Source organism: Algoriphagus persicinus (assembly GCF_035156415.1).
GTDB lineage: Bacteria > Bacteroidota > Bacteroidia > Cytophagales > Cyclobacteriaceae > Algoriphagus > Algoriphagus persicinus.
On the sequence record NZ_JAYEEY010000041.1, the window covers coordinates 1 to 26,619 of the forward strand.

General features: G+C 39.7%; 24 protein-coding genes and 1 pseudogene. 9 read left to right on the forward strand and 16 right to left on the reverse strand.

Translation table 11 applies throughout. From position 1 onward, the window contains the following. Window positions 1-287: 287 nt before the first annotated feature. The 6 genes from U3A58_RS20455 to U3A58_RS20480 all read right to left on the reverse strand — a co-directional run bounded on the left by U3A58_RS20455 (window position 288) and on the right by U3A58_RS20480 (window position 5,502). Window positions 288-449 carry a Lacal_2735 family protein gene (locus tag U3A58_RS20455; protein WP_323826257.1) on the reverse strand — a complete coding sequence of 54 codons (162 nt, stop codon included), beginning with the start codon at window positions 447-449 and terminating at the stop codon, window positions 288-290. 32 nt (window positions 450-481) lie between these two features. After that, window positions 482-2,053: a toxin-antitoxin system YwqK family antitoxin gene (locus tag U3A58_RS20460; RefSeq protein ID WP_323826258.1), complete on the reverse strand. Its 1,572-nt coding sequence runs from the start codon at window positions 2,051-2,053 to the stop codon at window positions 482-484. Between the two features lie 123 nt (window positions 2,054-2,176). Next, window positions 2,177-2,731: a hypothetical protein gene (locus U3A58_RS20465; protein WP_323826259.1), complete on the reverse strand. Its 555-nt coding sequence runs from the start codon at window positions 2,729-2,731 to the stop codon at window positions 2,177-2,179. Next, window positions 2,732-3,730: a 3-oxoacyl-ACP synthase III family protein gene (locus U3A58_RS20470; protein ID WP_323826260.1), complete on the reverse strand. Its 999-nt coding sequence runs from the start codon at window positions 3,728-3,730 to the stop codon at window positions 2,732-2,734. It lies immediately after the preceding gene. Window positions 3,731-3,814: 84 nt separating this feature from the next. Then, the gene (locus U3A58_RS20475; RefSeq protein WP_323826261.1) at window positions 3,815-4,513 is read right to left on the reverse strand and encodes an SOS response-associated peptidase; all 699 of its coding nucleotides are present in this window, start codon (window positions 4,511-4,513) and stop codon (window positions 3,815-3,817) included. Between the two features lie 29 nt (window positions 4,514-4,542). Next, a complete protein-coding gene (locus U3A58_RS20480) occupies window positions 4,543-5,502 on the reverse strand; it encodes a YheT family hydrolase (RefSeq protein WP_323826262.1) in 960 nt (319 codons plus the stop codon). A gap of 121 nt (window positions 5,503-5,623) precedes the next feature. Between U3A58_RS20480 and U3A58_RS20485 the strand changes: the two genes are divergently transcribed. From U3A58_RS20485 to U3A58_RS20505, 5 genes are all read left to right on the forward strand, one after another. Then, complete coding sequence (locus U3A58_RS20485; protein WP_323826263.1) at window positions 5,624-7,291, forward strand: pyruvate dehydrogenase complex dihydrolipoamide acetyltransferase; 1,668 nt, start codon at window positions 5,624-5,626, stop codon at window positions 7,289-7,291. A 145-nt stretch (window positions 7,292-7,436) separates the two neighbouring features. Continuing rightward, a complete protein-coding gene (hslV, locus tag U3A58_RS20490; protein WP_323826264.1) occupies window positions 7,437-7,979 on the forward strand; it encodes an ATP-dependent protease subunit HslV in 543 nt (180 codons plus the stop codon). A gap of 110 nt (window positions 7,980-8,089) precedes the next feature. Then, window positions 8,090-8,755, forward strand: coding sequence for a TetR family transcriptional regulator C-terminal domain-containing protein (locus U3A58_RS20495; RefSeq protein WP_323826265.1), 666 nt, complete (start codon window positions 8,090-8,092; stop codon window positions 8,753-8,755). A 3-nt stretch (window positions 8,756-8,758) separates the two neighbouring features. Further along, the gene (locus U3A58_RS20500) at window positions 8,759-10,078 is read left to right on the forward strand and encodes an ABC1 kinase family protein (protein ID WP_323826266.1); all 1,320 of its coding nucleotides are present in this window, start codon (window positions 8,759-8,761) and stop codon (window positions 10,076-10,078) included. Window positions 10,079-10,245: 167 nt separating this feature from the next. After that, window positions 10,246-10,560 (forward strand): helix-turn-helix domain-containing protein, encoded by a 315-nt coding sequence (locus U3A58_RS20505; protein ID WP_323826267.1) that lies wholly within the window; start codon window positions 10,246-10,248, stop codon window positions 10,558-10,560. A 33-nt stretch (window positions 10,561-10,593) separates the two neighbouring features. On the opposite strand, the gene U3A58_RS20510 is transcribed toward U3A58_RS20505, so the two are convergent. The 3 genes from U3A58_RS20510 to U3A58_RS20520 form a co-directional block, all read right to left on the reverse strand. Next, a complete protein-coding gene (locus U3A58_RS20510; protein WP_323826268.1) occupies window positions 10,594-11,754 on the reverse strand; it encodes a 6-bladed beta-propeller in 1,161 nt (386 codons plus the stop codon). A 72-nt stretch (window positions 11,755-11,826) separates the two neighbouring features. Further along, a complete protein-coding gene (locus U3A58_RS20515) occupies window positions 11,827-12,033 on the reverse strand; it encodes a hypothetical protein (RefSeq protein WP_323826269.1) in 207 nt (68 codons plus the stop codon). Between the two features lie 234 nt (window positions 12,034-12,267). Next, window positions 12,268-13,467, reverse strand: coding sequence for a PQQ-dependent sugar dehydrogenase (locus U3A58_RS20520; RefSeq protein ID WP_323826270.1), 1,200 nt, complete (start codon window positions 13,465-13,467; stop codon window positions 12,268-12,270). A 93-nt stretch (window positions 13,468-13,560) separates the two neighbouring features. Here U3A58_RS20520 and U3A58_RS20525 point away from each other — a divergent pair, with 93 nt between their 5' ends. Beyond that, window positions 13,561-15,492 carry an ABC-F family ATP-binding cassette domain-containing protein gene (locus tag U3A58_RS20525; RefSeq protein WP_323826271.1) on the forward strand — a complete coding sequence of 644 codons (1,932 nt, stop codon included), beginning with the start codon at window positions 13,561-13,563 and terminating at the stop codon, window positions 15,490-15,492. A 40-nt stretch (window positions 15,493-15,532) separates the two neighbouring features. Continuing rightward, complete coding sequence (locus U3A58_RS20530; protein ID WP_323826272.1) at window positions 15,533-16,810, forward strand: type IX secretion system plug protein; 1,278 nt, start codon at window positions 15,533-15,535, stop codon at window positions 16,808-16,810. Window positions 16,811-16,852: 42 nt separating this feature from the next. On the opposite strand, the gene cas6 is transcribed toward U3A58_RS20530, so the two are convergent. From cas6 to U3A58_RS20555, 5 genes are all read right to left on the reverse strand, one after another. After that, the gene (gene cas6 / locus U3A58_RS20535) at window positions 16,853-17,749 is read right to left on the reverse strand and encodes a CRISPR-associated endoribonuclease Cas6 (RefSeq protein WP_323826273.1); all 897 of its coding nucleotides are present in this window, start codon (window positions 17,747-17,749) and stop codon (window positions 16,853-16,855) included. 97 nt (window positions 17,750-17,846) lie between these two features. Further along, complete coding sequence (gene ychF / locus U3A58_RS20540) at window positions 17,847-18,944, reverse strand: redox-regulated ATPase YchF (protein ID WP_323826274.1); 1,098 nt, start codon at window positions 18,942-18,944, stop codon at window positions 17,847-17,849. A 7-nt stretch (window positions 18,945-18,951) separates the two neighbouring features. Then, the gene (locus tag U3A58_RS20545; RefSeq protein ID WP_323826275.1) at window positions 18,952-20,037 is read right to left on the reverse strand and encodes an AI-2E family transporter; all 1,086 of its coding nucleotides are present in this window, start codon (window positions 20,035-20,037) and stop codon (window positions 18,952-18,954) included. Window positions 20,038-20,126: 89 nt separating this feature from the next. Beyond that, window positions 20,127-20,450, reverse strand: coding sequence for a DUF3276 family protein (locus tag U3A58_RS20550; protein ID WP_323826276.1), 324 nt, complete (start codon window positions 20,448-20,450; stop codon window positions 20,127-20,129). Between the two features lie 160 nt (window positions 20,451-20,610). Continuing rightward, window positions 20,611-20,958, reverse strand: coding sequence for a 4Fe-4S binding protein (locus U3A58_RS20555; RefSeq protein WP_323826277.1), 348 nt, complete (start codon window positions 20,956-20,958; stop codon window positions 20,611-20,613). 139 nt (window positions 20,959-21,097) lie between these two features. Here U3A58_RS20555 and U3A58_RS20560 point away from each other — a divergent pair, with 139 nt between their 5' ends. Beyond that, on the forward strand, window positions 21,098-22,105 hold the full coding sequence (locus tag U3A58_RS20560) for an acyl-CoA reductase (protein WP_323826278.1): 1,008 nt from the start codon (window positions 21,098-21,100) through the stop codon (window positions 22,103-22,105). Window positions 22,106-22,107: 2 nt separating this feature from the next. On the opposite strand, the gene U3A58_RS20565 is transcribed toward U3A58_RS20560, so the two are convergent. Together U3A58_RS20565 and U3A58_RS20570 are read right to left on the reverse strand one after the other, a co-directional pair. Beyond that, on the reverse strand, window positions 22,108-22,542 hold the full coding sequence (locus tag U3A58_RS20565) for a sensor histidine kinase (protein WP_323826279.1): 435 nt from the start codon (window positions 22,540-22,542) through the stop codon (window positions 22,108-22,110). Between the two features lie 233 nt (window positions 22,543-22,775). After that, a pseudogene (locus U3A58_RS20570) lies at window positions 22,776-23,873 on the reverse strand (histidine kinase N-terminal 7TM domain-containing protein). A 312-nt stretch (window positions 23,874-24,185) separates the two neighbouring features. On the opposite strand from U3A58_RS20570, the gene U3A58_RS20575 reads away from it, so the two are divergent. Next, window positions 24,186-26,447 (forward strand): aconitate hydratase, encoded by a 2,262-nt coding sequence (locus U3A58_RS20575; RefSeq protein WP_323826280.1) that lies wholly within the window; start codon window positions 24,186-24,188, stop codon window positions 26,445-26,447. Window positions 26,448-26,619 lie beyond the last annotated feature (172 nt).

Genomic DNA, 26,619 nt, shown 5'->3' on the forward strand with positions numbered 1-26,619 from the left:
TTTAAAGACTACATTTAAGTCTTGTTTTTCCACACCTCAAAGTACATATTTTGAGTAAAACAAGAAAGGCTAGCCGAGTAATCGACTAGCCTTTTAAACTATCTACTTTTGAGACAGCCTCCTAAAAAGCTTAAAATTTTCGTCCGTAGCTCAATCACCCTTAAACAAACTAATTAGTTGAAAAAATCCTACAGGACTTAGCTGAAAGAGTGATTGAATGTATTCGTAATTATTTGAAATTCAAAATTTTATGTTTAAATAGTCATTATTTTGTCATGAAAAGCATTTTAAAGCAAATCTATCTTTTTTGCGATTTCTTCTGCTTCTGAAGCGAGCCGATCAGCTTCTTTTCTATTCACTTGAGATGTTTGATGTACTTCAGCCAGTTTTTTAGAATACATTTCCTGCAGCTTTTCCTTCTCTGATTTCTTTTTGAATAATCCGAACATGATAGGTTAATTAATGTTATCCGAAAACTTATTTAGTTGATTAATTGGACAAGATCTGAAAGAGACTCTTCTTGTATCTGATCATTCTTATAATTGATCAAATCCTCCAAGCGACCAGCTGGATTATAATACCTCCAAGGCCCTTCTTTTCTTCCATCTTTCATTTGACCTTCAGATGCTTTTCTGCCGTTTTCATGGTAAAAAATCCAAGTTCCGTCTGCTTTTCCAGTGATGTAATTCCCCTCAGATTCTTTTTTGCCATTTACGTAGTAGGTAATTCTGGTGCCGTTACCATCTTTCAGTGTCCCTTTGTTAAGATTTTCGCTGCCATCATATGATTTATAATCACCTAAATTCATTAGACGGCCATTGTCCCAAAATTCTTCTTGAGTAAGTTGTTTGTTGTCATAGAAGAGTCCCCATATCCCATCTTCAAACCCGATGTTATAGCTCCCTACCGATTTGAGCTGTCCACCATCGTAATAATATACCCATTGACCATTCTCAAGTCCCAGCGTGTATTCTCCTTCGGCTACTAGAATCCCAATCTTATTGAAATATTTCCAAAGGCCAGTCTTTAAGTCGTTTCTATATTGTCCGATTGAGTAAATCTCTCCATCGGGGAAAAAACTTTTCCAAACGCCTGTTTTCATTCCGTTGGTATATTGACCGGAAACTGAGATTTGCCCGGAGCTATGGTATTCTACATAATCGCCCACTGGCACTCCTAGATCATAAGTTTTACGCTTGGCGATGGACTTGTTAGGGAAATACTCCTCCCAGGTTCCTACTGCAATTCCATTCTCATATTTTTCTATTCTAGCCAATCTTTTATTTTCGTAGTAATACTTCCAAGTGCCAATTCGATTGCCTTTGTCATCATAATATTCTTCTGACTCTTTTACTTTTGTACCGGTAAAATAGCGAGTCCATTCACCAATTTTTTTGCCATTTTTATAGTTGCCTTCCTCCACCACAAGGTTCGGATAGGTTAGTCTTTTGAAAGCTCCATCCAATTCCCCTTCCTTATATAGTCCCTCTGTAATCAATACTCCTTCTGGGTCGTATTCTAAAAATGGCCCCTCTCTGAGTCCATTCACATAAAATTCCCTGACAGCCACCTCACCAATGTCATAATACTGAACCCACTGACCAGTTTTTTTGCTGTTTTCATACTGACCTTCGATAGCTACTTGCGTGGCATCGATGTATTCAGGCATTCCAGTTTTGCCGAAATATTCTACGTATTTACCGACTATGACTGAATCTTGAAAAATCATTTCTTTCTTCAGTGCACCGTCTGCATCATATAGTTTAGATGGGCCAAAAAGGATCCCCTCTTTATATTCTGCCACTACTTTTCTTTTACCGTCTGGATAATAACTAATCCAACTGCCTTCCCGAAGCCCATTTTTAAAGGTTCCTTCAGTCAGTAGGGTATTTGTTTTCGGGTTATAATATTTCCACAATCCTTCTCGCAGTGAATTGGTAAGTATGCCGGTAGCCATCAGCGTAGAGTCTAAATTAAATTGACGTTCTATAGCGCTTTCTTGAGCAAGTAATGGCGTGCTGAGAAGAATTAATGCGATAAGGATGTATTTCATATAGCTTTTGTTTCGACAAGATTCAGTGGGGTGGCTGAATCTTTCAAGAGAATAATCTGAATAGTGTACGAATGAACTTGATTCCTGTTTAAAAATAAGGTAATTCCAGCTTTATCCCATTTTTTAGGAAAGTAAGAATATCAATTTTTTTAGTTCATCCAATATCCGAGTCTTTATATATTCTATTTCTCCCGAGATCTCAAGGGGTTTATGCCATTGATAGAAAGTTGATTTTTCTAACAATTCAGCCGAGGGAGTAACTGTAGCAGCGCCACTGAGAAGGGTTGCCGGATATTCCCATGGTGTAGGAGATTGATCAAAAGCCCAATTGTTTTCACTGAGTGGTTGCAAAGGGGCTTTTGGATGATTTTTTCCTAATAAAACAAACAGGAACAGGCCATGACCAAACCAATTTAATAAGCGAATATTAAGACCTTCATCAAGATCAAAGTCTCGGATCAAATCCATGACTTGATAGGGGTATCCTAGTAGTTCATTTCCTTTAGAAAGTTTTATCCCACGACTACCTAAATGGATTTGCTGTAGATCCTCGGGATCTATGGAGTTTCCTACTTCACCCAGGATATTCCAAAAGATTTCTTTAAGTCTATTTTGACGTGGAATTAGATCCCGGTCAAGCCACAGTTGGAGATCTAGTTGGTTGGGGTTTTCTTTCATTTACCAGTGGAGTAATGCCGATGCCCAGGTAAATCCTGACCCAAAGGCGGCGAGGCAAATCAAATCGCCTTCCTTGATTTTGCCTTGTTCCCAAGCTTCGCTTAGTGCAATCGGAATTGTCGCTGCTGTTGTATTTCCCTTATCCATGATATTATTAAAAACCTTCTCGTCAGCAAGTCCAAGCTGCTTCTGTATGTATTGGCTGATACGCAGATTAGCTTGATGTGGTACGAGTAAGTCTAAAGCAGATTGATCCAGTTGGTTTGCATATAATGCCTCTTTGATCACTTCCATAAATCTCACTACGGCATGCTTGAAAACTGCATTTCCGTTCATTTTCAGAAAGAAACTACCTGATGCTATCAGTTCTGGAGAAATACGTGTCTCACGGCTACTTCCAGGATCTTTGCAATATAGTTCCTCTGCATATTCACCCTGTGAATGAAGATGGGTAGATAAAATCCCTGGCTGATCTGGTTCCACCGCACCGAGAACTGCCGCCCCCGCACCATCAGCGAAAATCACTGAGCTAGCGCGTCCTTCGTCGCTTTTATCCAAAGCAGATGACTGAATCTCAGCCCCTACGACGAGTATGCTTTTATACATGCCGGTTTTGATAAACTGATCTGCGATAGAAAGCGCATAGATGAATCCCGAACAGGCATTACGAATATCTAGCGCACCAATGGTCCCCATGCCCAATTCCCGCTGAAGTAAAACGCCATTTCCAGGGATAAAATAGTCTGGAGTAATCGTAGCGAAGACGATAAAGTCTATGTCTGTAGCCTGCACATCAGCGCGGTTCATGGCCATTTCAGCAGCTTTTTTGGACATACTTGTCACGGTATCAACTCCGGGAGTGAACCAGTGTCTAGACTCTATCCCGGTTCTTTCGACGATCCACTCATTATTGGTGTTCATCATCTCGGAGAGCTCATTGTTGGTTACAATTCGCTCAGGTACATAATGACCAACTCCTAGGATTCTGGATTTTTGCATGTCAATTTGGGTTATCTTAAAATTGACTACCAATATCGCTAGATCAATTTACTCTAGCAAAAAGGACATGGAATAGTGGTTGAATTAGCCGAAGAGAGTGTAGTTCCCATGCTGATCCATAGGGGAGGTCTTGCGGATGATCGCGGGGCTATCATTCTGCACAGAATTCACTAAAGGTGACACAGTAAAGCCCAACATTGAATCAGCAGCGTAAGGTTTGAGTAAGCTCAAGAGGTCATCTTCTTCAGTATAGTTGTCTAGCCATTTTTTTTCCGCTTGTTGATCCAGTATTACTGGCATTCTATCATGAATTTCAGAAACCACTGCATTGGGAGTGGTGGTGATTATTAAAAAAGTGTGCTGAGTTTCACCTCCGACAGATTCATATTCCTCCCATATTCCAGCAAAAGAAAATAGTTCATCCTCGCGTAAGGTGAATCTATAAGGGACGGAGGTCTTTTTGCCAAGTCGCTTCCATTCGTAGAATCCATCTGCAGGGATGATGCAGCGTCTCTGCCGGAAAGCCGTTTTAAATGAGATTTTCTCATTTACTGTCTCTGCTTTTGCATTGATAAGCTTTTGAGCGACAGGTCTATTTTTTCCAAATTCAGGAGTGATCCCCCAATAGAAATAAGAAAAGCCTTTGGGGCTTTGCGAAGTGATCACAGGCACAAGTTGTGTCGGAGCAATATTAAATCTGGGCTTCAGATCACTCATCATTTCTGCTTGAAATCTCTCTTGGAGTTCTTCTTTACTTTTACTTAGGGAATATCGTCCACACATAATTTTGATTCGCTGTAATTGGTAGGAAGTTAGATAACAGCGCTTATAAATTCAACTGCTCTCTGCTCTGAATAATAAGGTTTTTCTATACTAGCAGGACTGAAGCCTACATGACCACCATGTTTTGGGAATTCGAAATAGACTTGATCCAAGGATTTAGCAAGAGTGGTGGGAAAGCACTTTTCACTGAGAAATGGGTCATTATGGGCATTTAGGACCAACACAGGTACTTTGATCTGATCCAAAAAGTACAAGGAGGAATTGACTTCATAGTATTCTTCTGCATCAGCGAAGCCATGTAGCGGTCCGGTGAAAAAGTCATCGAAATCTGCTAAAGTTTTAATATTTCTTAATGTTTTCACTGGGATTTGCCCGGGATGGGCAGCCGATTTGTCAATGACTTTCTGTTTTAAGCTTCGCAAAAAACGCTTGGAATACAAAGTGTTTCTAATTTCAGAGATTTTTTTGGAGGAACTTCCTAAGTGTAATGGGACAGATATCGCTACTCCTCTATGAATTTTGGTGAGGCTGTTACTTTTTTCTCCCAAGTATTTCAAAGTCAGATTTCCTCCTAGGCTAAAGCCAACCAGATTTATTTCCTCATAAGAATCGTATCCGTGCTTCACCACCAAGTCCAGATCATAAGTAGCCCCAGAATGATAGAAAATCACCTGTGTATTCATTTCATTGCTACAACTGCGGAAATTCCAGGTAAGTACATCGTATCCCTTTTCCAGAAAGGAATTCACCATCCCAAGCATGTATGCGCGCGTGCTATTACCTTCCAGGCCGTGACTGATAATGACTAATTTTGACTTCCCTTGACGATACCAGTCCAGATCCAGAAAGTCTCCATCGATTGTTTTAATGCGTTCTTTGACGGGTTCAGGTGCAGCAACCTTTCTGAAAAGTGAAGGGAAAATAGTCTCTAAGTGTGCGCTAAACAGCCACTTAGGTCTGGTGTAAGTAGTATTTTCTAATAGGGGCATATCAGGAAGATATGGTTAGAAGGCTGAAATGCTTGGGGAAATTACTAGTTTTAAATTTGAATAAAGCCATTATAAAAACTATTTTTGGACACTTTAAAAACGAATTAGCGCGGAATAACCTATGGCCGAAATAATAAGAATGCCTAAAATGAGCGACACCATGGAAGAAGGGGTGATCGCTGCATGGTTGAAGAAAGTTGGAGATTCAGTGAAACCAGGTGATATCCTGGCTGAAGTAGAGACCGACAAAGCAACTATGGAGCTTGAATCCTACGACGAAGGTGTGCTTTTATATATTGGAGTGAAAGAAAAAGATGCTGTACCAGTAAATGGTGTGATCGCTGTGATCGGTGAGAAAGGTGAGGACTATCAGCACCTTCTTGACGGTAGTGATGACCCAGATACAGAAAACAAAGAAGAGGCTCCGAAAGAAGAATCACAAAAAGACTCTCCTAAAGAGGAAGATAAAAAAGCTGAATCTGCCAAATCTGAAGCTCCAGCTGAGAAAATTGATGTCTCAAACATCAACGCAACTGTGATCACTATGCCCAAGATGTCTGATACCATGCAAGAGGGTACAATTTCATCTTGGTTGAAGAAAGTAGGGGATGATGTGAAATCCGGAGAAATTATAGCAGAAGTCGAAACTGATAAAGCGACTATGGAGCTGGAGTCTTATGAAGACGGTATCTTGTTGTATATCGGAGTGGAAGCAGGTGACAGTGTGCCAGTAGATGGCGTGATCGCTGTGATCGGTGAAAAAGGTGCAGATTATGAGACTCTTTTGAAAGCCCAAAAATCAGAATCTTCCGAAGCTCCGGCTGAATCAAAAACTGAGCCTGCTGAAGAAGCTAAAAAAGAAGAAGCTCCAAAGGCTGAAGCTAAGTCAATTGGAAGTAACGCTCCATCGAACACTGCTGATGGTGAGCGATTGAAAGCATCACCTTTGGCCAAGAAAATGGCTGAAGATAAAGGTATAGATATCCGGACATTGAATGGCTCCGGAGAAGGTGGGAGAGTAGTGAAGAGAGACGTGGAAAATTTTGTGCCTGCTGCTGCTCCACAAGGTGGAGCTGCTGTAGGCACTGCGGCTCCAGCTGTGGGAGTGGAAAGCTTCAAAGAAGAAAAAGTTTCTCAGATGAGAAAAGTGATTGCTAAGAGACTTGCAGAAAGCAAGTTTGGCGCACCACACTTCTACGTGACCATGGAAATCAACATGGACAAAGCGATAGAAGCCAGAAAAAGCATGAATGAAATTGCTTCAGTGAAGATTTCCTTCAACGATTTGGTGATTAAGGCAACCGCAGCTGCTTTGCGCCAGCACCCTAAAGTGAACTCTAGTTGGCTAGGAGATAAGATCAGGTACAATGACCATATCCATATCGGAATGGCTGTGGCAGTGGATGAGGGGCTTTTAGTTCCTGTGATCAGATTTGCTGACAGCCTTTCACTTTCTCAGATTTCTACTCAAGCAAAAAGTCTAGGAGGAAAAGCGAAAACCAAAGAACTACAGCCTAAGGATTGGGAAGGAAATACTTTCACCATCTCAAATTTGGGAATGTTCGGAGTGGACGAGTTCACTGCAATCATAAACCCGCCTGATGCATGTATCCTAGCAATAGGAGGTATCAAGGAAACTGTAATCGTGAAAGATGGCGAGATGAAAATCGGTAACTTGATGAAGGTGACTTTGTCTTGTGACCACCGAGTAGTAGATGGATCAGTAGGATCCGCATTCTTGATTACGCTGAAAAGCTTACTTGAAGATCCAGTCAGAATACTGGTTTAAGAAAATGCTTAACTGCCAAAAAGTCCTGATTTCAGGACTTTTTGTTTTTTGTACGCTTTTGGCTAGAAGAGAGGTTCTAAGTTATTGGATGTATTCTTTTCCCAATAGCAATCAATGAATTAACCCATTATAGAATAGAAATTATATGACCAAAATAAAATCAACGACCGTAGTTGCAATTAGACATAATGGAGAGGTAGTGATAGGAGCAGATGGCCAGGCGACGTTAGGAAATACCATAGCTAAAAGCACGGTAAAGAAATTGAGAGTATTGCAGGGGGGTAAGATTGTCACTGGATTTGCCGGCTCCACTGCAGACGCATTTACACTTTTAGAAAAATTCGAAGAGAAGCTGGGTGCCTTTGGGAATAACATGAAGCGTTCGGCGGTGGAACTTGCTAAAGAATGGAGAACGGATCGCATGCTTTCTAAGCTGGAAGCCATGATGATCGTTGCCGATAAAGACGATATTTTGATTATTTCCGGTAATGGTGACGTGATCGAGCCGGATATGGATATTGCTGCTATCGGATCCGGCAGCATGTATGCTCAGTCAGCAGGCAGAGCTATGAAGCTATTTGCTGCGCATATGACAGCCGAAGAAATGGTGAGAGAAAGCCTGAATATAGCAGCAGATATTTGCATCTATACCAATCATAATTTGGTGATAGAGAAAGTAAAGGACTAACTCGGAATAATATATTTCGGAACCGAAGCTCACACCACTTTGGTTTTTTTTATGTTTTTCTAAACCTGTTTGGGTACTTAGCTGTTAAGCAATTGTAAAAAAGCGATGCTATGGAAACTACCACTGTGAAGAAAACAAACAAGAAAGATAATAGAAAGCTGATTGTGGAAGGATTTAAAAATCATGTGCTTGAGCATGGTGATTTACCTAAATCAGTTTTCAAATTTGCGAAGGATTTAAAAATGAAGGAGGAGGATATTTATACTTATTTCACCTCTTTCGAATCGATCAAATCCACCATACTTGTAGATATTTTTGAGGAAACTCTTGCTGATATTGGCAAACAGGGAGTTTTTGAGGGTTATTCTGCTCGGGAGAAGTTTCTAAGCTTTTTATTTACCTGGATAGAGGTCCTGAAAAAGAATAGATCCTATCTGCTGAGTTTATATGAAAGCAAAGCGAAGTCTTTTGTCACCTTGCCAAAGGAATCTGCGGAATTCAAGGAGAAATTTAAAGCCTTTGCCAATGAGATAATTTTGGAAGGCAAGGAGACTGAAGAAATCGCATCTCGACCGGTAATTTCTGATCGATATGATGAGGCTCTTTGGATACAGGTGGGTTTTGTTTTCCGCTACTGGCTAGACGATAGGTCGCCAAGATTTGAGAAAACAGATGCCGCTATAGAGAAATCCGTGAATCTAGGCTTTGACCTGATGGGTAAAAGTGCGCTGGATTCATTTCTTGATTTCGCAAAATTCATGTATCAGTCTAAATAATCCATGACAGACAACTTAAACGAGCAACAGGCAATCCCTGTCTCAAAAGTGCAGCGTGCTGCCAAATTCATTTCTACAGGAGCAAAAGTAGGAGGAAATTATGTGAAGCACTACGCCAAGAAAATGGTGAATCCCGGGATGGATAGGGAAGAATTGCACCAGAATAATGCAACTGATATCTACTCCTCACTTAGCCAACTAAAAGGGTCAGCACTCAAAGTAGCGCAGATGATGTCTATGGATAAGAATCTTCTGCCTAGAGCCTATCAGGATAAATTCACCATGGCGCAGTATTCGGCACCGCCTTTATCTTACCCTTTGGTGGTGAAGACTTTCCAGAAATATTTTAGCAAAACTCCAGATCAGATTTTCGATACTTTCACCAGGTCTGCTGTGAATGCAGCTTCTATTGGGCAAGTTCATAAGGCAACTTTGGGTGAGCAAAAATTAGCGGTAAAAATTCAATATCCTGGTATTGCCGATTCGGTGAGTTCAGATTTAAAGCTAGTGCGTCCGTTTGCGTTGCGCTTACTAAATATGAATGAAAAGGAGTTGGATCATTATATGTCCGAAGTGGAGGAGAAACTGCTTGAAGAAACAGATTATGTGCTGGAGGTACGGAGATCCAGAGAGATTTCAGGTATGTGCAGTCATATCGCAAATTTGAAATTCCCAACTTATTACGATGAACTAAGTGCAGAGCGGATCATCACGATGGATTGGATCGAAGGAGCGCATATGAAGGAATGGCTGCAAAACAATCCAAGCCAGAAATCTAGAAATCAGATTGGACAGGCACTTTGGGATTTTTACCATCATCAAGTTCACAATCTCAAGCAGGTTCATGCCGATCCACATCCGGGAAATTTCATAATCCAAGAAAATGATCAATTGGGAATTATCGATTTCGGTTGTGTGAAAGTGATTCCAGAGGACTTCTATCAAGGATATTTTGCTTTGATTAAAAAGGATCTGATGATCAAGAGCAATGAACTGGATCAGGTGTTCTTTGATCTGGAATTTATTTCAGATAAGGACACTCCAGAGGAGCAACTCTATTTCAAATCAGTATTTAAGGAAATGATTTCCTTATTGGGTAAACCTTTTCATTCAGACAAATTTGATTTTTCTGACGATGGATTCTTCGAGCGGATTTTCGAATTGGGAGATCGTATTTCTAATGACAAGCAATTCAAAAAGTCCAATCAGGCTCGTGGATCTAAACATGGTCTGTATGTAAATAGAACCTACTTTGGATTGTATAATCTCCTGAACCAACTCAAAGCTGAAGTGGTGACGACAAAGCCGGATTGGTTGGGGTGATTATATTGCTGGAAGACGGATGACGGATGACCGAAGTTTGGGCCATTTTGGATTTAGACATTTCCTGTTTTAGTTTAACTTTAAAAACAGTTATACATATGGGACAAGTTATAATACCTTCACTAAAAGTCATTGAGAATGATTTGGAGTATTAAGCTTCACTTGAATTGACGAAAGATTTAATAAGTAGTGGAGTGGAAGCAAATTCAGATGAACAAAATTATCTGGAAGTTCTTTCCATCTTGATAGATAAATATGAAGAGGAAAAAGGATATAGATTTGAGAGCTTGCAAGCTGATTCAATTGAAATTCTAAGCTATTACCTTTCTGAAAATGGCTTGCAACAAAAGGATCTTGTGCCTGTATTAGGGCCTGCCAGCAGAGTTTCTGAAATAATGAATCGAAAGAGGAAGCTGAGTTTAAAGCAAATCAAAAAGCTGAATCAAGGTTATAATATTCCAGTGGATTTGTTAGTAGATTAAAAAAAGGGTGAGAGTGGGACTCCTTTTTTCTGATTATTGTAATTTCAAAATAGTTAGAACATATTTTTCTTCCTGTAGTCCTAATTTGTTTTTTGCTACAAATTCATGAATTCCTTTACCTTCATTGGGTAGGTACTTGTTTTTAAATTGGCTCATATAATCATTAAAAAACGTTGGTGATTGTGTTGCATAAATGAGTTCATTATCGCCATAGGTACGTGGACTTCCCTTAAATCTCATACCATCTAAATCATTCTTAAATTCTGATGCCTGTAATTCGATATTTAGCTTTTCATCTAAGAAGATATAATGGAATTTATTTCCTCTATATAATTCTAAGTAGTAACCAGTCCGGATGGGGAATATATCCGATATGTCAATGACACGATTTTCAGTCTCTCTTAACTCATAAAGCTTTGGTTTATCTTTTCTTAAAAGTAGTAAAAGTTCTTCGTCGATTTTAGCATCACCTAAATCAAAGTGAACTAATTCTTTAAAAGATCCATCTTTGTTAAAAAATACAATATTATATGTATAAGGTAATTTGTAAGCATATTCATGTCTAAATCGATCCACCACAAAAGCATTCCAATCCAATACACGGACTTCTTCAAACTCCTTTTTAATCGGGAGATATGCAGATACTTTTTGGTCAGGAGTTATTCTGACAAAGTTAAATCCTTCTGCATCTGTATTGTAATTCATATAGAACAGTCTGAAATCAGGTGTTTGGACGAGGGTTTCAGCAATTATATTTGTTCTTTCTTCAGAAATGAACTTTCCATTTTCCTTATACCTGATAATTTTATGAAGTTGCGTGTCAAAAATCACAATGTCTCGATCATCAACTATGAAATCATTGATATAATTGAACTCTTGAGGCCCTTCTCCCTTCGATTCTATCACATTTATGACTTTCCCCTTACGGTCAAATATAAATATGTTATGCAAATTATGATCGCAAACATAAATTCTATTTGGCAAAACCATAATTTTTGTTGGATTAACAATAGGTAAGCTATCCACATAATTAAGAAGGAGGTATTCGATGCTTTTAACCTTTCTAGACAGGAGTTCGGGTTTCGAATCATCTAAATTTATAGCCACAACTCGACTATTTTCTTGTTCCTCTAGTCCAGATTTACATGATATAAGGATGACAAAAAGTATAAGAATAGTTTTATTGATTTTCATGTATTGAAATTAAAAAAAACGCATCTTTCTATATAAAAGATGCGTTTTAATGTAATGAATTTGACATGATAATTACCATGATGGACAAAGAGTTTGAGAACTTACATCACAAGAGGCGAAACTGTTGGGTCGGCAAATGTCAATTGAAATTTGCTCGTCATTTTCACATTTCTCTTCTATTAGTTCATATCCATCAACTTCAGCAAAGGAATAATTTGCAGCAGACCCAGCTAATAGCAGGAATACAGCTATAATGGAAAGTTTGAATAGTTTTTTCATGATAATTTTGTTAATTGGTTAAAATAATGAAATCTGATGCTCCCTTAATTAGTAAGGTTTTCTAATGTATTATTATTATTATTATTATTATCCAAATTTAAAGTTCAAAAATCAAAGTGTATGAAATTGGCAGAAAGCCAATAGATAGAATTTGTGTAATTTATCTCCTGTTTTTTGCGTTTAATAACAAAATAGCTATCCCCTAGCCGTGGTAATATTATTTTATCAATTTAATTATTTTCCCAAGTAAGTGACCCGATAGATCACCCCAGCCATATCGTCGGAGATCAACAAACTTCCATCTTTCATTTCCTGTACATCTACAGGACGTCCCCAGGCCTCCTGAGCTTCCTCATCCAGCCAACCTGAAGCAAACTCTTTTTCTCCTGTTGCGCTAGCCCCATCCACTGTAAGTGATGTTATTACGTAGCCAGATTTTTTGCTTCTATTCCATGAACCGTGCTTGGCAATGATCACTTGGTTTTTGTATTCCGCAGGGAACATACCTCCCTCGTAGAATCTCATTCCCAAAGGAGCTACGTGAGCACCTAGCTTTGCAGCTGGAGCTATATAATCACTTGCAGCACCACCTTTATCTCCAAATTCAGGATCTTTTACCGTCCCCTCATGCCAGTATGGATAGCCGAAATGCTGGCCAGCTTCCGTGATATGATTCAGTTCACAGTTGGGGACATCGTCCCCCATCATATCCCGTCCATTATCGGTAAACCACATGTCACCAGTTGTAGGATCCCAGTCAAAACCCACAGAGTTTCTCACTCCATGCACATAGACTTCTGGGGTAGGATTAGGTGAGTCCACGTCTAACCTCGTAATGGAGGCAAAGATTTCCATCTCCGGCTCACAGATGTTGCAAGGCGCTCCCACAGGCACATACAGTTTTCCGTCAGGACCAAAGGCTATGAATTTCCAGCCATGATGCGTTTCTGTAGGAAAACTGTCGTAAACGATTTCGTAAGTAGGGTTGCCAAGGTTGTTTTTAATATCCTTGAATCGAAGGATTCTGCTCACTTCTGCCACGTAGAGATCACCGTCTTTATAGGCCACCCCATTTGGCATTTGAAGGTCCTCAGCCAAGGTGAATTTAGTGTCAGCTTTTCCGTCACCATCTTCATCAATGACTGCATAGACTTTATCCTCTTGGCGATTTCCGACGAATACAATCCCATCTTTTGAAATCGCCAACTGTCGGGCATTTGGAATGTCTGCTGCCCATACTTCAATTTTAAAGTTTGCAGGAAGATTAATTTTATCAAGTTTTACATCTGCTTTAGCATCACTAATAATTTGCTTATTTGCACTGTCCGGAGATTTAAAACTTTGAGCTTCAGATTTTTGATTTTGTTGGCAACCGAAAGTGAAGAGGGAAATTCCTAGTCCTGCTGCCAAATAGATTTTAGCTAAATATTTCATAATTGTGAGGTTCATATCTACAGAAAGATAAGAAACATTCAGAATGTTTGCGATTGAAAAGGTTATGAGCGGGTTAATGGTTAATTTTGCGCAATGTTATCGATTAGCAACCTTTCTTACTTCATCGGAGGGCGTCCACTTTATGAGAACGCCAATTTACACATCAAGCCTAAAGACAAGATTGGCCTCGTAGGTCAAAACGGTACGGGCAAGTCCACCTTGTTGAAAATTATAAACGGAGATTTTCAGCCTAGTTCCGGAGAAGTCCAAAAGGCTAAGGATTGTACCATTGGATTTTTGAACCAGGATTTGCTGTCTTTTCAATCGGACGATAGTATTTTGAATGTGGCATTGGCAGCTTTCAAGGAGACCTTGGCACTTCAAGACGAGATCGATGACGTCTTGAAAAAGATGGAAACCGATTATTCTGAAGAGGTTATCAATAGATTGGCTTTTCTTCAAGAGAGATTTGAAGCAAATGAAGGCTATACGATCAAAGCCAAGGCGGAGGAAGTATTAGAAGGAATAGGTTTCAAGTCTGCAGATTTGGAAAAGCCACTTCGGACTTTTTCGGGAGGATGGAGAATGCGTGTCATGCTTGCCAAGCTCTTGCTGGAAAAGCCGTCATTACTTATGCTCGATGAGCCTACCAACCACTTGGATCTTCCTTCCATAGAATGGGTGGAGAACTACATGAAAAACTATGACGGGGCAGTAATCGTTGTTTCCCATGATCAGACTTTTTTGGATAATTGTATAAGTAGTACCGTGGAAGTAGCGAGTAATACGCTAACGCTGTATGCTGGGAACTACTCGTTTTACAAGGAAGAGAAGGTGGAGAGGATGGAGATTCAACAGAATGCTTTCGAGAATCAGCAGCAGATGATCAAGCAGACTGAGAAGTTTATTGAGCGGTTCCGTGCGAAGGCTACTAAATCCAATCAGGTTCAGTCAAGGATTAAAGCATTAGATCGATTGGATCGCGTGCATGAGGTGGTGAGTGATGAAGTTTCGGTGAATTTCAAATTTAAATTTACCAAACAGTCTGGCCGAGATGTGATCACACTTGATAACATTTCGAAGGCATATGGCGATAATGTCATTCTTAAAAACACCACTGCCCGAATCGAGCGTGGGGATAAAATAGCGTTAATCGGAGCGAATGGGAAAGGTAAATCGACTTTGCTCAGAATTATTGACGGTTCTGAAAAGGATATAAAGGGAAGAACAGAAGGCTATAATGTCATCAAATCATTCTTTGCGCAGCATCAGCTGGAAGCTTTGACGCTGGACAATGAGATTATTCAGGAAATGGCTCAGGCAGGAAGCGCTAAATCTGAAATGGAGCTTCGTGGGGTTTTAGGATGCTTTTTGTTTACCAACGAGGAAGTATTCAAAAAGATCAAAGTGCTTTCTGGAGGAGAAAAATCCAGAGTTGCTTTGGCTAAAACGTTGATCTCAGAATCTAACTTTCTGCTACTCGATGAGCCTACAAACCACTTGGATTTTCAGTCAGTGAATATTTTGATTCAGGCCCTTCAGCAATATGAAGGTACATTTGTAACTGTTTCTCACGATAGACAATTCATCAGAGGCGTGGCAAATAAGATCTGGTACATAGAGAATCATGAGATCAAAGAGTATCTAGGCACTTACGCTGAATATGAGGCTTGGCGCGAAAAACAAGCTCCTGTAGTTGAAGTTCAGGCGGTTCAAAAAGCAGAGAAAAATGAGCAGTCAAAACCCAAGGCTCCAGTAAATAATCCTGAAGAACAGCAAGCAAAGAAGGATCTTCGGAAATTGGAGGAAGAATTGGAGCAAGTGGAGAAGGAAGTGGAAAGGCTAGAAGAGAAGAAGTTGGGATTAGAGCGTAAAATGGCGGATCCAGAATTGTATTCTCGTGAAGAGGAAGCTCAGGAAATTCAGGAAAACTACCAAGGGCTACAGACTAAGCTTGAGATATCTAATGAGCAATGGGAGATTTTGGTAGATAAAATTTCCAATCTTCAGGAAGTCCTTTCTTGATAAATTTTAGATTTGGCCTTCATTTTGCCTATTTTTCAGGATGAAGACCAAATCCCTTTTTTTAAGTTATTTACTGAGCATCTCTGCTATTTTCCAGCTTTTTGCGCAGCAACTGGAGGATAAAGTGTACAAGGATCACATTCAGTCTGTGCGTCTATTTCCTGCCGGAGTGACTTTCGATGCTTCCATAGATGCCCCTGTTGTTCCGCTAAGATCTGGAAAACCGCTGGTGTTGTTGTTTGATGATTTGGCTTTTGACCCAGAATTATATACGGCTAAATTGATTCATTGTGATGCAGATTGGCAACAGTCTCAGTTAAAGAATAATGATTTTTTACCCACCTTCAATGAGTTTAATATTCAGCAATATGAGTATTCTGTCAATACTCGGATTCCATACATTCATTACAGATTTGAATTGCCAGCAGTGACCAAATCTGGGAATTATATCCTAAAAGTATATGGGCAGCGGGATGAGTCAGATGTAATTTTGACTAAGCGATTTATGGTATATGAGGAGATTTTTACCGTGGGAGCAGCGATTGTCCCGCCTTCTCAAACATCCGACCGGCGAACCTCTCAGCAAATAAATGTGGTAGTGAATTATTCGGCAGGAGAGGTGACTAATCCTAATGGGCAGATCAAAGTGTTTATTCGTCAAAATCAACGCTGGGACAATGCGAAGTTTTTGGCTAAGCCCACATTTATGAATGAGAGTTCCAAGGTACTAAGATACGAGTCCTTCGATGGAGGGAATACGTTTGATGCAGGCAATGAATTTCGTTTTGTGGATTTGAGATTCATTAGAGCTAATGGTGTCAATATAGCTAATATGCGAGTGGAACCCGATGTGGTTTTTGCAGATGGAAATATTAATAGACCAAGACCTGAGACGGCTTACTCGCAATATTTGGATCTGAATGGGCAGTACCTGGTGGAAACCAAAGACCGGCCAGGTGGAAACATGGAGGTAGAAAGTGAATATATCCTTATGACTTTTAGACTAGCAATGGAGCAAACCTCGGAACCTATATACCTCATTGGTTCTTTGACGAATTGGGGAAAGGCTCCGGAATCAAAGATGGAATGGGATTCGAAAATGGGCGTGTACACAACTTCGCTCTTGGTAAAGCAAGGCTGGTATGATTATCAGTATGCTTATTTAGTAGATGGAGAATTCGATACCCAGTCTTTTGAAGGAAGTTATTTCGAAACCGAAAATGAGTACGAAGTGCTGGTTTATTTCAGGAATCTTGGTTCCCGATATGATCAGCTAGTAGGTTATAGTTACTTACACCCGAATCGTCGCAGGCTTTAAAATAAAAATCCCTTCCGTTTTTCTTTTTCGGAAGGGATTTTCTTAGGATTCTTCTGTAGTAGGAGAGTCTTCTTTATTCTCTTCAGCGGGTGGTGCTACATTCTCACGAATGCGCTCACTAGGCTTATAAGGAACAAATCCCTCTCTTTTGAATTTGTAGGTAGTCGTCCTTGGGCCAGTAGGGTGATTAGCCAAATCTAGCATACCGAAACCTTTGTGAGTAAATGCACCCAAACCACATTTGAAAACAAAATCCTGAACCTCTGGAGCTGCATATAAAGTGATTGGAAGAGTGTAGCCTCTTACTTCGTATTTCACATCCATGTCATAGACGGCATAGATTCTAGCAAATTTTTTCTGGGCTTCTTTTAGTTTATTTACATAAACCATATCCGGGACCACCTGAAACTTGTAGAAAGTCTCCATCTGCTCTGCAGTGTACCATCCGGATCGCTCCATTCGGGTAAGCGTAGATTCATATAACAAATCGGAAAACTCATCGCTATCCGGGCTAATAAATCGCTTGCCAGCTTCCTCATTGAATGCAGGAGTGATTAATACCAAAGGAGAAATACAAACAAACTTGTTTGAAGTCTCCAAAACTGGTTCTACTTCAATTTCAGTATATTCAGGAACCATAATTAGGTTGCCAAGCTCGATTTTTGGGGTGGCAAAAACCTGTTCTAGCAAATAGTCCATGAAGTCTTCACTCTGCGAAGACAATACTAGGGTAACCAAACTGGAATAGTAATGCAAACCACTTCTACTCACTTTTGTCTGGCCCTTGAGTCCAGAAAAATTGAAGTAGTTATAGTTGTAAAACTCTTCTCTTCCACCTTTCACAATCAATCCTTTGAGGAATTGCGCCAGTATATACTGATGGTGGAACGGTAAATAAGAACCTTTGTTCTTTAGGGAAAATATTAGTCTAACTCTCACGGTAAATTAAAAATAAAATGAGACAATAAATAAGATAAAATTGTAACGTATCGGGTGAATAAGCAATTACAAAATTATCATTTTTTTTGAGAAATTGTTACACATTAAATCTAAAATGCATAATATCACCATCCTTGACAATGTACTCTTTGCCTTCAATGGCGATTTTTCCGTTTTCTCGACACGCTGCTTCAGTTTTGAATTTCTGATATTCAGCTAGTTTTATTACTTCAGCTTTGATAAACCCCCTTTCGAAATCTGTGTGAATGACTCCGGCAGCTGCGGGTGCTTTCCAGCCTTTTTTAATAGTCCAAGCTCTAACTTCCTGTACTCCAGCTGTGAAGTAGGTGATCAAGTCTAGTAATGAGTACGCACTACTAATCAATTTGTTCAAGCCACTTTCTTTTAGACCATATTCTCCTAGGAACATTTCTTTCTCTTCAGGGTCATCAAATTCTGCTATTTGAGCTTCTATGGCTGCGCAAAGTACGATTACTTCAGCGTTCTCATTTTTTACTTCTTCACGAAGCTTGTCCACGTATTTGTTTCCAGCTTGCAGGCTTTCTTCATCTACATTCGCTACATATATGACAGGTTTAATAGTCAACAAATGCAAATCACGAACGGCTTCCAAATCCTCCCTATCCACATCTACTAATCTGGCATTTTTCCCATCCGTCAGCGCTTGCTTGAACAGAACTAGTGTTTCTAGTTCTTTTTTTGCTTTAGCATCACCAGACTTTGCTATTTTTTCTGACTTCTGGATTTTCTTCTCCACTGACTCCAGATCTTTCAATTGAAGTTCTGTATCGATTACTTCCTTGTCAAAAACTGGATCTACTCCACCAGCTACGTGGACGATATTCTCATCCTCAAAACATCGGATCACATGTATAACAGCATCTACCTCACGAATGTTTGCAAGAAATTTATTACCTAATCCTTCACCTTTGCTAGCCCCTTTTACAAGACCGGCGATATCCACAAATTCAATCACTGTAGGAAGGACTCGATGAGGACTGACAAGCTCTTCAAGGATCTGAAGTCTCTTATCCGGAACGGTAACTACCCCCACATTTGGCTCGATTGTACAAAAAGGGAAATTAGCTGCTTCAGCTTTCGCACTTGATAGGGCGTTAAACAGAGTGGATTTCCCTACGTTCGGAAGCCCTACTATGCCACATTGTAATGCCATTAATTCGTTATTTTATTTGAAATATTCTGTAAGATTTATACCCTTTATAGAACTCCAAAATAAACACTCTAAAGATCGTATAAACCGGTATGGCAAAGATCATCCCGACTACGCCGGCGATTTTTGCCCCGGCAAAGATAACAACAAATATTTCAAGGGGATGCGCTTTTACAGATTTAGAAAAGATCATAGGCTGTAGAAGTAAATTATCTGTGATCTGAACTAGTCCAAATACCGAAAGTACTTTTAAGATTAGGTAATTTAATTCAGTATTCGTGTCAAAAGTACCTGAGGAAATTCCGACTATGATGCCAAATGTAGCACCGAGCAAAGGCCCTGCATACGGGATTAGGTTTGCCACTGCTGCAAAAAGCGCGATTGTCAAGGCATATTCTACACTCATTATGGTTAAGCCAAAACTGGCTAAGGAGAAAATTGCCAGCATTTGTAGCAAAAGTCCTGAGAGGTAATTAGATAGTAATTTCTCGACTTTGGAAAAAGTAGCGACCGAAAGCTCAAAATAGGGGTTAGGAATCAAATTTAGCAAGTTTCTTCGCAGTAGGCCGTTTTCCAAAAGCAGGAAAAAACTAATAAAAGCGATGGCCATCGTCCCAATAAAAAGGCTACTTGTAGTATTGATAACTCCACCAATAAAGGAGGTGAAATCAAATCCTTTGATCATTTCGATCATACTAGCTTTCAGACGACCAAATAAATAGCCTGGCTGACTTTCTAATAGTTCGTACCGAAAGAGAAAACTTTCAACTCTCGTGATGGGGATTTGAATTTGTTCATAGATCCCGTTTAGATCTAATTCACTCAGGATAATGATTTGATTATTGATCAGTGGCAAGAACAGAAAACTAAGCAATACAATCAATAAAACTATGGCAGAGTAGGACAGTAGTATCGCAGCCCATCTAGGAATATGCTGCCCTAATAAATGAAAGTCATTTAGCTGGTTGGTCAGCGGACGTAAAAACGCTGCCAGAATTAAAGAAATGATCAGGTAAAGGGTGATATTGGAAAAGTACCAACCGAACAGTAGGAATACTGTGATGAATAAGATGAGATAAATGAAAAAGCGCTGCATATTCTGAAATAAGAAAAGGAGACATAACTGCCTCCCATAAGATACTATTTCTCTATTTTGAAATTAGAAATATGATCAAACTAGCTGAATTATTCCCACTTTAATTCGTCCTTATATTCTGTTTCTTCTTTTTCGTATTGCTCGAAATCAACATCAGGGAGAAGATCATTTTTCACATAATTCACCGATTCATTAAGTGCTTCTACAAATTTGAAGAAATCTTCTTTGTAAAGGAAAATTTTATGCTTTTCGTAAGTAAAATTCTCACCATTTACCTTTCTTTTACTCTCAGTAATAGTCAGGTAGTAGTCGTTTGAGCGAGTTGATTTGACATCAAAAAAATACGTTCTCTTGCCTGCTTTTACTTTTTTAGAGAAAATCTCTTCTCTGTCATAGCCTCTTTGATCGTCCACAATTCTTTAGATTATAAGTATAAGGTTGTTTGAAATTCGAACCAAGATAAAACATTTAGCAAAGAGAATTCAAACCTTGTCGTTATTATTTTAATCAATAAGCTTGTTTTTTGAGTTAATTTACTGGCAAGCTGATTGAAACCTCTTGCTGATGTAATGCTTATTCTCCGTGCATCATTGCTTTTTTAGCCAATAGTACTTCTTCAGTCTCCCGGTGATCAGGGTCGTCCACACAGCAGTCCACAGGACATACAGCCGCACATTGCGGCTCCTCATGAAAGCCATTGCATTCTGTACACTTATCTGATACGATATAGTAGAATTCATCCGATACAGGATCCTGCTTCTCATTGCCATCTACGACAGTACCATCCTCCAAAGTAACTTCATCCAAACTAGTACCGCCGCCCCAAGTCCACTCTACGCCACCTTCATAGATCGCAGTGTTTGGGCATTCTGGTTCGCATGCACCGCAATTGATGCATTCGTCGGTAATCATTATAGCCATAACTTCAATTATTTAAAGACCAAAAGTAACAACCTTAACACTGTAAGGCAATAAAAAAGTTGTCACACTAACTAATTTAATTCAATTCTAAGGTTGCTTCCTTTCAAAAAGTCTAAATTTGCCTCATCAATCATACCCTATGAAGCCAGCAGAACGCATATCCGCATTTGTCCAACTTGGAAAAAAGATTACAGATCTTAGTGCCGAAGAACTGGATGAGTTGCATTGGAGAGCCGAAAACAACAACAATTGGTTCACCAAAGACTCAGTGGAGTCCGCGCTTCATGGTATTTCCTCCATGCTCTCGCCAGAGAAAATGGATGCTTGGCTGGCTATTTATGACTTGGAAGAGGTAGATACCCCCAAATCAATTGGTCTGATGCTGGCAGGCAATATTCCTGGAGTTGGTTTTCATGACTTAATGTGTGTGATTCTTTCTGGCCATCAGGCGGTAATCAAGCTGAGTTCTTCAGATGAGATTTTTATAAAATGGATCATTGAAAAGCTGATTGGGATTGATCCTAGGCTGGAAGCACAAGTTCGCTTGGAAGAAATGCTTAAAGGTATGGACGCCTATATTGCTACGGGAAGCGATAATTCGTCTCGGTATTTTAATTATTATTTTGGAAAATATCCACACGTCATTCGTCAGAATAGAACTTCGGTGGCTGTTTTGACTGGAGATGAGACGACACAGGACTATATTAATCTAGGTAAAGACATCTTTCAATTCTATGGCTTGGGTTGTAGGAATGTCTCCAAGATATATGTGAAATCGAAAGGACAACTTCAGGATTTGCTTGGTGCGTTGGAAGTGTATTCCCCCATAGGCTTGCACCACAAATACCATAATAACTACGATTACAATAAGTCAATCTACTTAGTCAATTTAGAGGAGCATTTGGATAATGGTTTTTTACTCCTGAGAGAAAGTGCTGAATTAGTTTCTCCAATTTCAGTTCTTTATTACGAAGTGTATGAAAATGAAGGGCAATTGGCAGAAAAGCTAAAGAAGGTAAACTCTAAAATCCAATGTGTGGTAGGAAGTGGTGCCCATAGAACTCCTTTTGGGACAGCCCAAAACCCCGAACCATGGGAGTATGCCGATGAGATAGATACCCTGGCATTTTTGTTAGATTTATCCTAAGGTTATACTGTCTTCGCCTGGGGTAGCATAATGCAGAAAGTGGTGCTTTTTCCTTCTTCAGAATGAACCTTTATGTGTCCGTTATTCTTGTGCATGTATTCTTTTACCAACACTAGGCCAATACCCGTCCCAGATTCATTGCTTTGCCCTGTTGTTGTAAATGATATGCCATCATAGATTTTTGCTAGATTTTCTGTAGAAACACCCTTTCCGTAATCTTCTATACATATTTTGACAAGGCCATTTTCATCTTGAGATGTAATCCTGATTTTCCCACCTGGATAGGAAAACTTAATTGCATTACTCAATAGATTTCTTATAACCAATTCAATCATGGTCTTGTCACCCAGCGCAGCAGATTTGGCCTGGGCATCTATCACTATTTCGATTTTCTTCTCGTTGGCAATTCTCTCCAAAATGCTCTTCTGTTGGATCAATATTTTTCGCGTATCGAATCTTTTAGTTGTACTATTTCTCCGTCTCTAAGTTGAGTGCGTGACCAAGCTAGAAGATTTTCTAGTAAGATTGCTACCTGCTCCATATTCCTGGAAACCTCTGGTAGCATATCCATAAATTCTTCTAAAGTGATTATTCCAGTGTTGGTCAAATGGATTAATTCTTTGATACCGAAAATAGGTCCTTTCAGGTCATGGGAGATGATTCTGAAATATTAGTCTTTTAGATTATTCAGCTGCTGGAGTTCGATGGCTTGCTTTCTGAGCGTCTCGTTGATTGACTTTTGCTCTGTAATATCCTCAAAGAGTAACACTAGACCATTTCTAATTGACTTTCTGTCAACCAGGGGGATTGTCTCAATTTGAAAAACTTTTTCTATGTCGCCTATGGTGAAATTACTCTCAATACTATTGGCTTTTCCTGAGGCAATTAAATCAAGTATATCTGTTCGGTTTTGGAATATTTTTTCAGCGTTACTGGCAATTTTTACGCTTTCGGGTGAAGTACTAAAGGGCAAAAAAGCAGGATTGAAATCCACGATATTTGTTTCAGAATCTAGCACTAATACTCCCCGAGTAATAGCTTCCATTACTTTGTTCCTTGCAATGGGTTTGAGGTTAAAGAGTTGGTATTTAATAATTGCGAATCCTAAAATCAGGTAGGAGAGTAAAAAAGAAAATGGAGTCAAATCAATGACGTCGAAGGGTCTGAAAATACCTGATTGATAGCAAAGGTTAAAAAGTAATGGGAATAATACCGCTAATAACATTAACCGAATTTGAGTTTTGAATAGCTGATCTGAGAATCTAAAGCTTTTCCAAATGATTAAAATCCCCAGAGCAAATGCAGCATAGGTGTATATCAAATTGACATAGTACCAGAGACCGATTTCAATTTTGGCAGTTGGGAAAGGCCCTGAATTTGTGCTAGTAAATGAGCTGTATTAGAAGTGATGGTAGTCATTCGTGACCACCAACAAATAGGTCAGGACAGGAATCGAGAGAACAAAAACGATCAGCAGGCGATAGTTTTTTGATTTATTACTGGTGTATTTTAGACTAAATATCACCCAAAATGCACCTATAAAGGCAATTCCTAGATATTCCAATTTTATGAAAAGCATCATGGCTTCCTTGGTGGAAACGCTGAGTTCCAGACCATAGAAAAAACCCCAAATAGCTGCGCAAAGCATGGTGAGAGCAATCCATCTTGTAGAATCCTCTACTCTAAATGTGATGTACAGAGAAAGTCCTCCAACTAATAATCCGGATAACAACAGAGTAATAGAAAATGGATTAAGAATGAACTCCATTTACGAGGTATGATTGGTGATTTGAGAGGTCGGCAATTTAAATATTATCTGACTATAATTATAGCTGATACCTCAATAGTACAGAATATAAATCCAATACTTTGATAAAGGCTGAATTGGGTTGATTTTTCTTTGATTTAAGAATAATGATCCTATAATGGAAGAGTCAGATTAGCAGATGAATCTAAAATGGTTTTAAATAAGGAGAAAGCCTACTTTACACCAGAGGAATGGTTATATATTATTGGGCTAACTTCCTATATTTGCAGTCGATAAAATCGAAACTTTTACCAAACAAAAAATCCCTATACAATGGCTTTTGATATTGAAATGATCAAGAAAGTGTATGCCAGATACCCTGAACGTATCGAAGCGGCTCGTAAGGCTGTGGGGCGTCCACTTACTTTGACTGAAAAGATTCTTTACGCACACTTAACAGAAGGTGCCGCTTCGCAAGCATACGGCAGAGGTGTCTCATACGTAGATTTTCAACCAGATAGGGTTGCGATGCAAGATGCTACAGCGCAGATGGCATTGCTTCAATTTATGCAAGCAGGAAAGAATCAAGTGGCTGTGCCTTCTACAGTACACTGTGATCACTTGATACAAGCTGAAGTAGGAGCGGATCAGGATTTGACTAAAGCAAAAGATAAAAACAAGGAAGTTTACGATTTCTTAGCTTCTGTTTCTAATAAGTATGGCCTAGGCTTCTGGAAGCCTGGAGCTGGTATCATTCACCAGGTGGTTTTGGAGAACTATGCCTTTCCAGGTGGAATGATGATCGGTACTGACTCCCATACGCCGAATGCAGGCGGACTTGGGATGGTAGCCATCGGAGTAGGTGGAGCTGATGCATGTGATGTAATGGCTGGACTTCCTTGGGAGTTGAAATTCCCAAAATTGATTGGTATAAAACTTACGGGCAAACTTTCAGGATGGACATCCGCCAAAGATGTAATTTTGAAAGTAGCTGGTATTCTAACTGTAAAAGGTGGTACAGGTGCAATCGTTGAGTATTTCGGTGAAGGGGCTAGATCGCTTTCGGGTACAGGTAAAGGTACTATCTGTAACATGGGAGCTGAAATCGGAGCCACTACTTCTATCTTCGGATATGATGAAAAATCTGCAGCTTACTTGAGCTCTACAGAAAGAGCTGACGTGGCTGAATTGGCAAATGGAATCGCTGAGCACCTTACAGGTGATGATGAAGTTTATGCTAATCCTGCTACTTACTTCGATGAGGTTATTGAGATCAACCTTTCTGAATTGGAACCACATGTAAATGGCCCATTCACTCCAGATTTGGCTTGGCCTATTTCTAAATTTGCTACAGCCGTCAAGGAAAACGGCTGGCCAGCTAAATTGGAAGTTGGTTTGATCGGATCTTGTACTAACTCTTCCTACGAAGATATCTCCAGAGCAGCTTCGCTTGCACAGCAGGCTGTAGATAAAAAACTAGTCGCTAAATCTGAATATACCATCACTCCCGGATCAGAGCAGGTGAGATTTACTGTAGATAGAGATGGTTTCTTAGACACCTTTGGTCAAATGGGCGGGGTAGTACTCGCTAATGCATGTGGGCCTTGTATTGGTCAGTGGGCTCGGCACGGAGCTGAGAAGCAAGAGAAAAACTCAATCATCACTTCTTTCAACAGAAACTTTGCGAAGCGTGCCGATGGTAATCCAAATACGCACTCATTCGTAGCTTCTCCTGAAATCGTGACAGCATTGGCAATTGCCGGTGATTTGACATTTAATCCAATGACTGATAGCCTCATCAACGAAGACGGAGTATCAGTCATGTTAGATGAGCCAACTGGATTGGAGCTGCCTACCAAAGGTTTTGCCGTAGAGGATGCTGGATATCAGCAGCCAGCAGAAGATGGTTCGAAAGTCACTATAGTAGTAAGCCCTACTTCAGATCGTCTACAATTATTAGACTCATTTAAGCCATGGGAAGGAACGGATCTAAAAGGACTCAAACTTCTGATCAAGGCAAAAGGTAAGTGTACTACGGATCACATATCTATGGCTGGTCCATGGTTGAGGTTCCGAGGACATTTGGACAATATCTCTAATAACATGCTTATCGGAGCTGTGAATGCGTACACAGATGCCACAAATTCTGTAAAGAATCAATTTACAGGAGCTTACGGTGAAGTGCCAGCTACGCAGCGTGACTACAAAGCTAAAGGAATAGGTTCGATCGTAGTCGGTGATGAAAACTACGGTGAAGGATCTTCTAGAGAGCATGCAGCAATGGAGCCGCGGTTCCTAGGTGTACGCGCTATCTTGGTGAAGTCATTTGCTAGAATTCACGAAACTAACTTGAAGAAGCAGGGGATGCTTGGTTTGACTTTTGACAATCCTGCAGACTATGACTTAGTTCAGGAAGATGATTCAATTGATATCGTTGGCTTGACTTCCTTTGCTCCGGGTAAACAATTGCAAGTTGTGTTGAATCACACGGATGGTACTTCGGATACTATTCAAGTGAATCATACCTACAATGAAGGTCAGATAGAATGGTTTAAAGCTGGATCGGCACTTAACCTGATCAAAGCAAAAGCATAATAATTAAAAATCAAGTTAAAAGTGGCTGTCTCATATTGATTTTCATTTTTGGAGACAGTCTTTTTTATTCAATAGAGGCCGATTTCCTGAAATCGGTCTCTATTTTTTTGACTACTGTTTAACTCTTTAGCAATAGGCGTTTTCCGACTTGCTCTGTTTATTTCGGGTGTTT

Bases quoted from the DNA above. Each gene is read 5' to 3' on its own strand.
- U3A58_RS20495 (WP_323826265.1), top strand. From the start codon at position 8,090: ATGGAAACTACCACTGTGAAGAAAACAAACAAGAAAGATAATAGAAAG.
- hslV (WP_323826264.1), top strand. From the start codon at position 7,437: ATGACCAAAATAAAATCAACGACCGTAGTTGCAATTAGACATAATGGA.
- U3A58_RS20480 (WP_323826262.1), bottom strand. From the start codon at position 5,502: ATGCCCCTATTAGAAAATACTACTTACACCAGACCTAAGTGGCTGTTT.
- U3A58_RS20485 (WP_323826263.1), top strand. From the start codon at position 5,624: ATGGCCGAAATAATAAGAATGCCTAAAATGAGCGACACCATGGAAGAA.
- U3A58_RS20500 (WP_323826266.1), top strand. From the start codon at position 8,759: ATGACAGACAACTTAAACGAGCAACAGGCAATCCCTGTCTCAAAAGTG.
- U3A58_RS20545 (WP_323826275.1), bottom strand. From the start codon at position 20,037: ATGCAGCGCTTTTTCATTTATCTCATCTTATTCATCACAGTATTCCTA.
- U3A58_RS20560 (WP_323826278.1), top strand. From the start codon at position 21,098: ATGAAGCCAGCAGAACGCATATCCGCATTTGTCCAACTTGGAAAAAAG.
- U3A58_RS20575 (WP_323826280.1), top strand. From the start codon at position 24,186: ATGGCTTTTGATATTGAAATGATCAAGAAAGTGTATGCCAGATACCCT.
- ychF (WP_323826274.1), bottom strand. From the start codon at position 18,944: ATGGCATTACAATGTGGCATAGTAGGGCTTCCGAACGTAGGGAAATCC.
- U3A58_RS20520 (WP_323826270.1), bottom strand. From the start codon at position 13,467: ATGAAATATTTAGCTAAAATCTATTTGGCAGCAGGACTAGGAATTTCC.
- U3A58_RS20530 (WP_323826272.1), top strand. From the start codon at position 15,533: ATGAAGACCAAATCCCTTTTTTTAAGTTATTTACTGAGCATCTCTGCT.
- U3A58_RS20525 (WP_323826271.1), top strand. From the start codon at position 13,561: ATGTTATCGATTAGCAACCTTTCTTACTTCATCGGAGGGCGTCCACTT.
- U3A58_RS20515 (WP_323826269.1), bottom strand. From the start codon at position 12,033: ATGAAAAAACTATTCAAACTTTCCATTATAGCTGTATTCCTGCTATTA.
- U3A58_RS20475 (WP_323826261.1), bottom strand. From the start codon at position 4,513: ATGTGTGGACGATATTCCCTAAGTAAAAGTAAAGAAGAACTCCAAGAG.
- U3A58_RS20470 (WP_323826260.1), bottom strand. From the start codon at position 3,730: ATGCAAAAATCCAGAATCCTAGGAGTTGGTCATTATGTACCTGAGCGA.
- U3A58_RS20555 (WP_323826277.1), bottom strand. From the start codon at position 20,958: ATGGCTATAATGATTACCGACGAATGCATCAATTGCGGTGCATGCGAA.
- U3A58_RS20510 (WP_323826268.1), bottom strand. From the start codon at position 11,754: ATGAAAATCAATAAAACTATTCTTATACTTTTTGTCATCCTTATATCA.
- U3A58_RS20455 (WP_323826257.1), bottom strand. From the start codon at position 449: ATGTTCGGATTATTCAAAAAGAAATCAGAGAAGGAAAAGCTGCAGGAA.
- U3A58_RS20465 (WP_323826259.1), bottom strand. From the start codon at position 2,731: ATGAAAGAAAACCCCAACCAACTAGATCTCCAACTGTGGCTTGACCGG.
- U3A58_RS20460 (WP_323826258.1), bottom strand. From the start codon at position 2,053: ATGAAATACATCCTTATCGCATTAATTCTTCTCAGCACGCCATTACTT.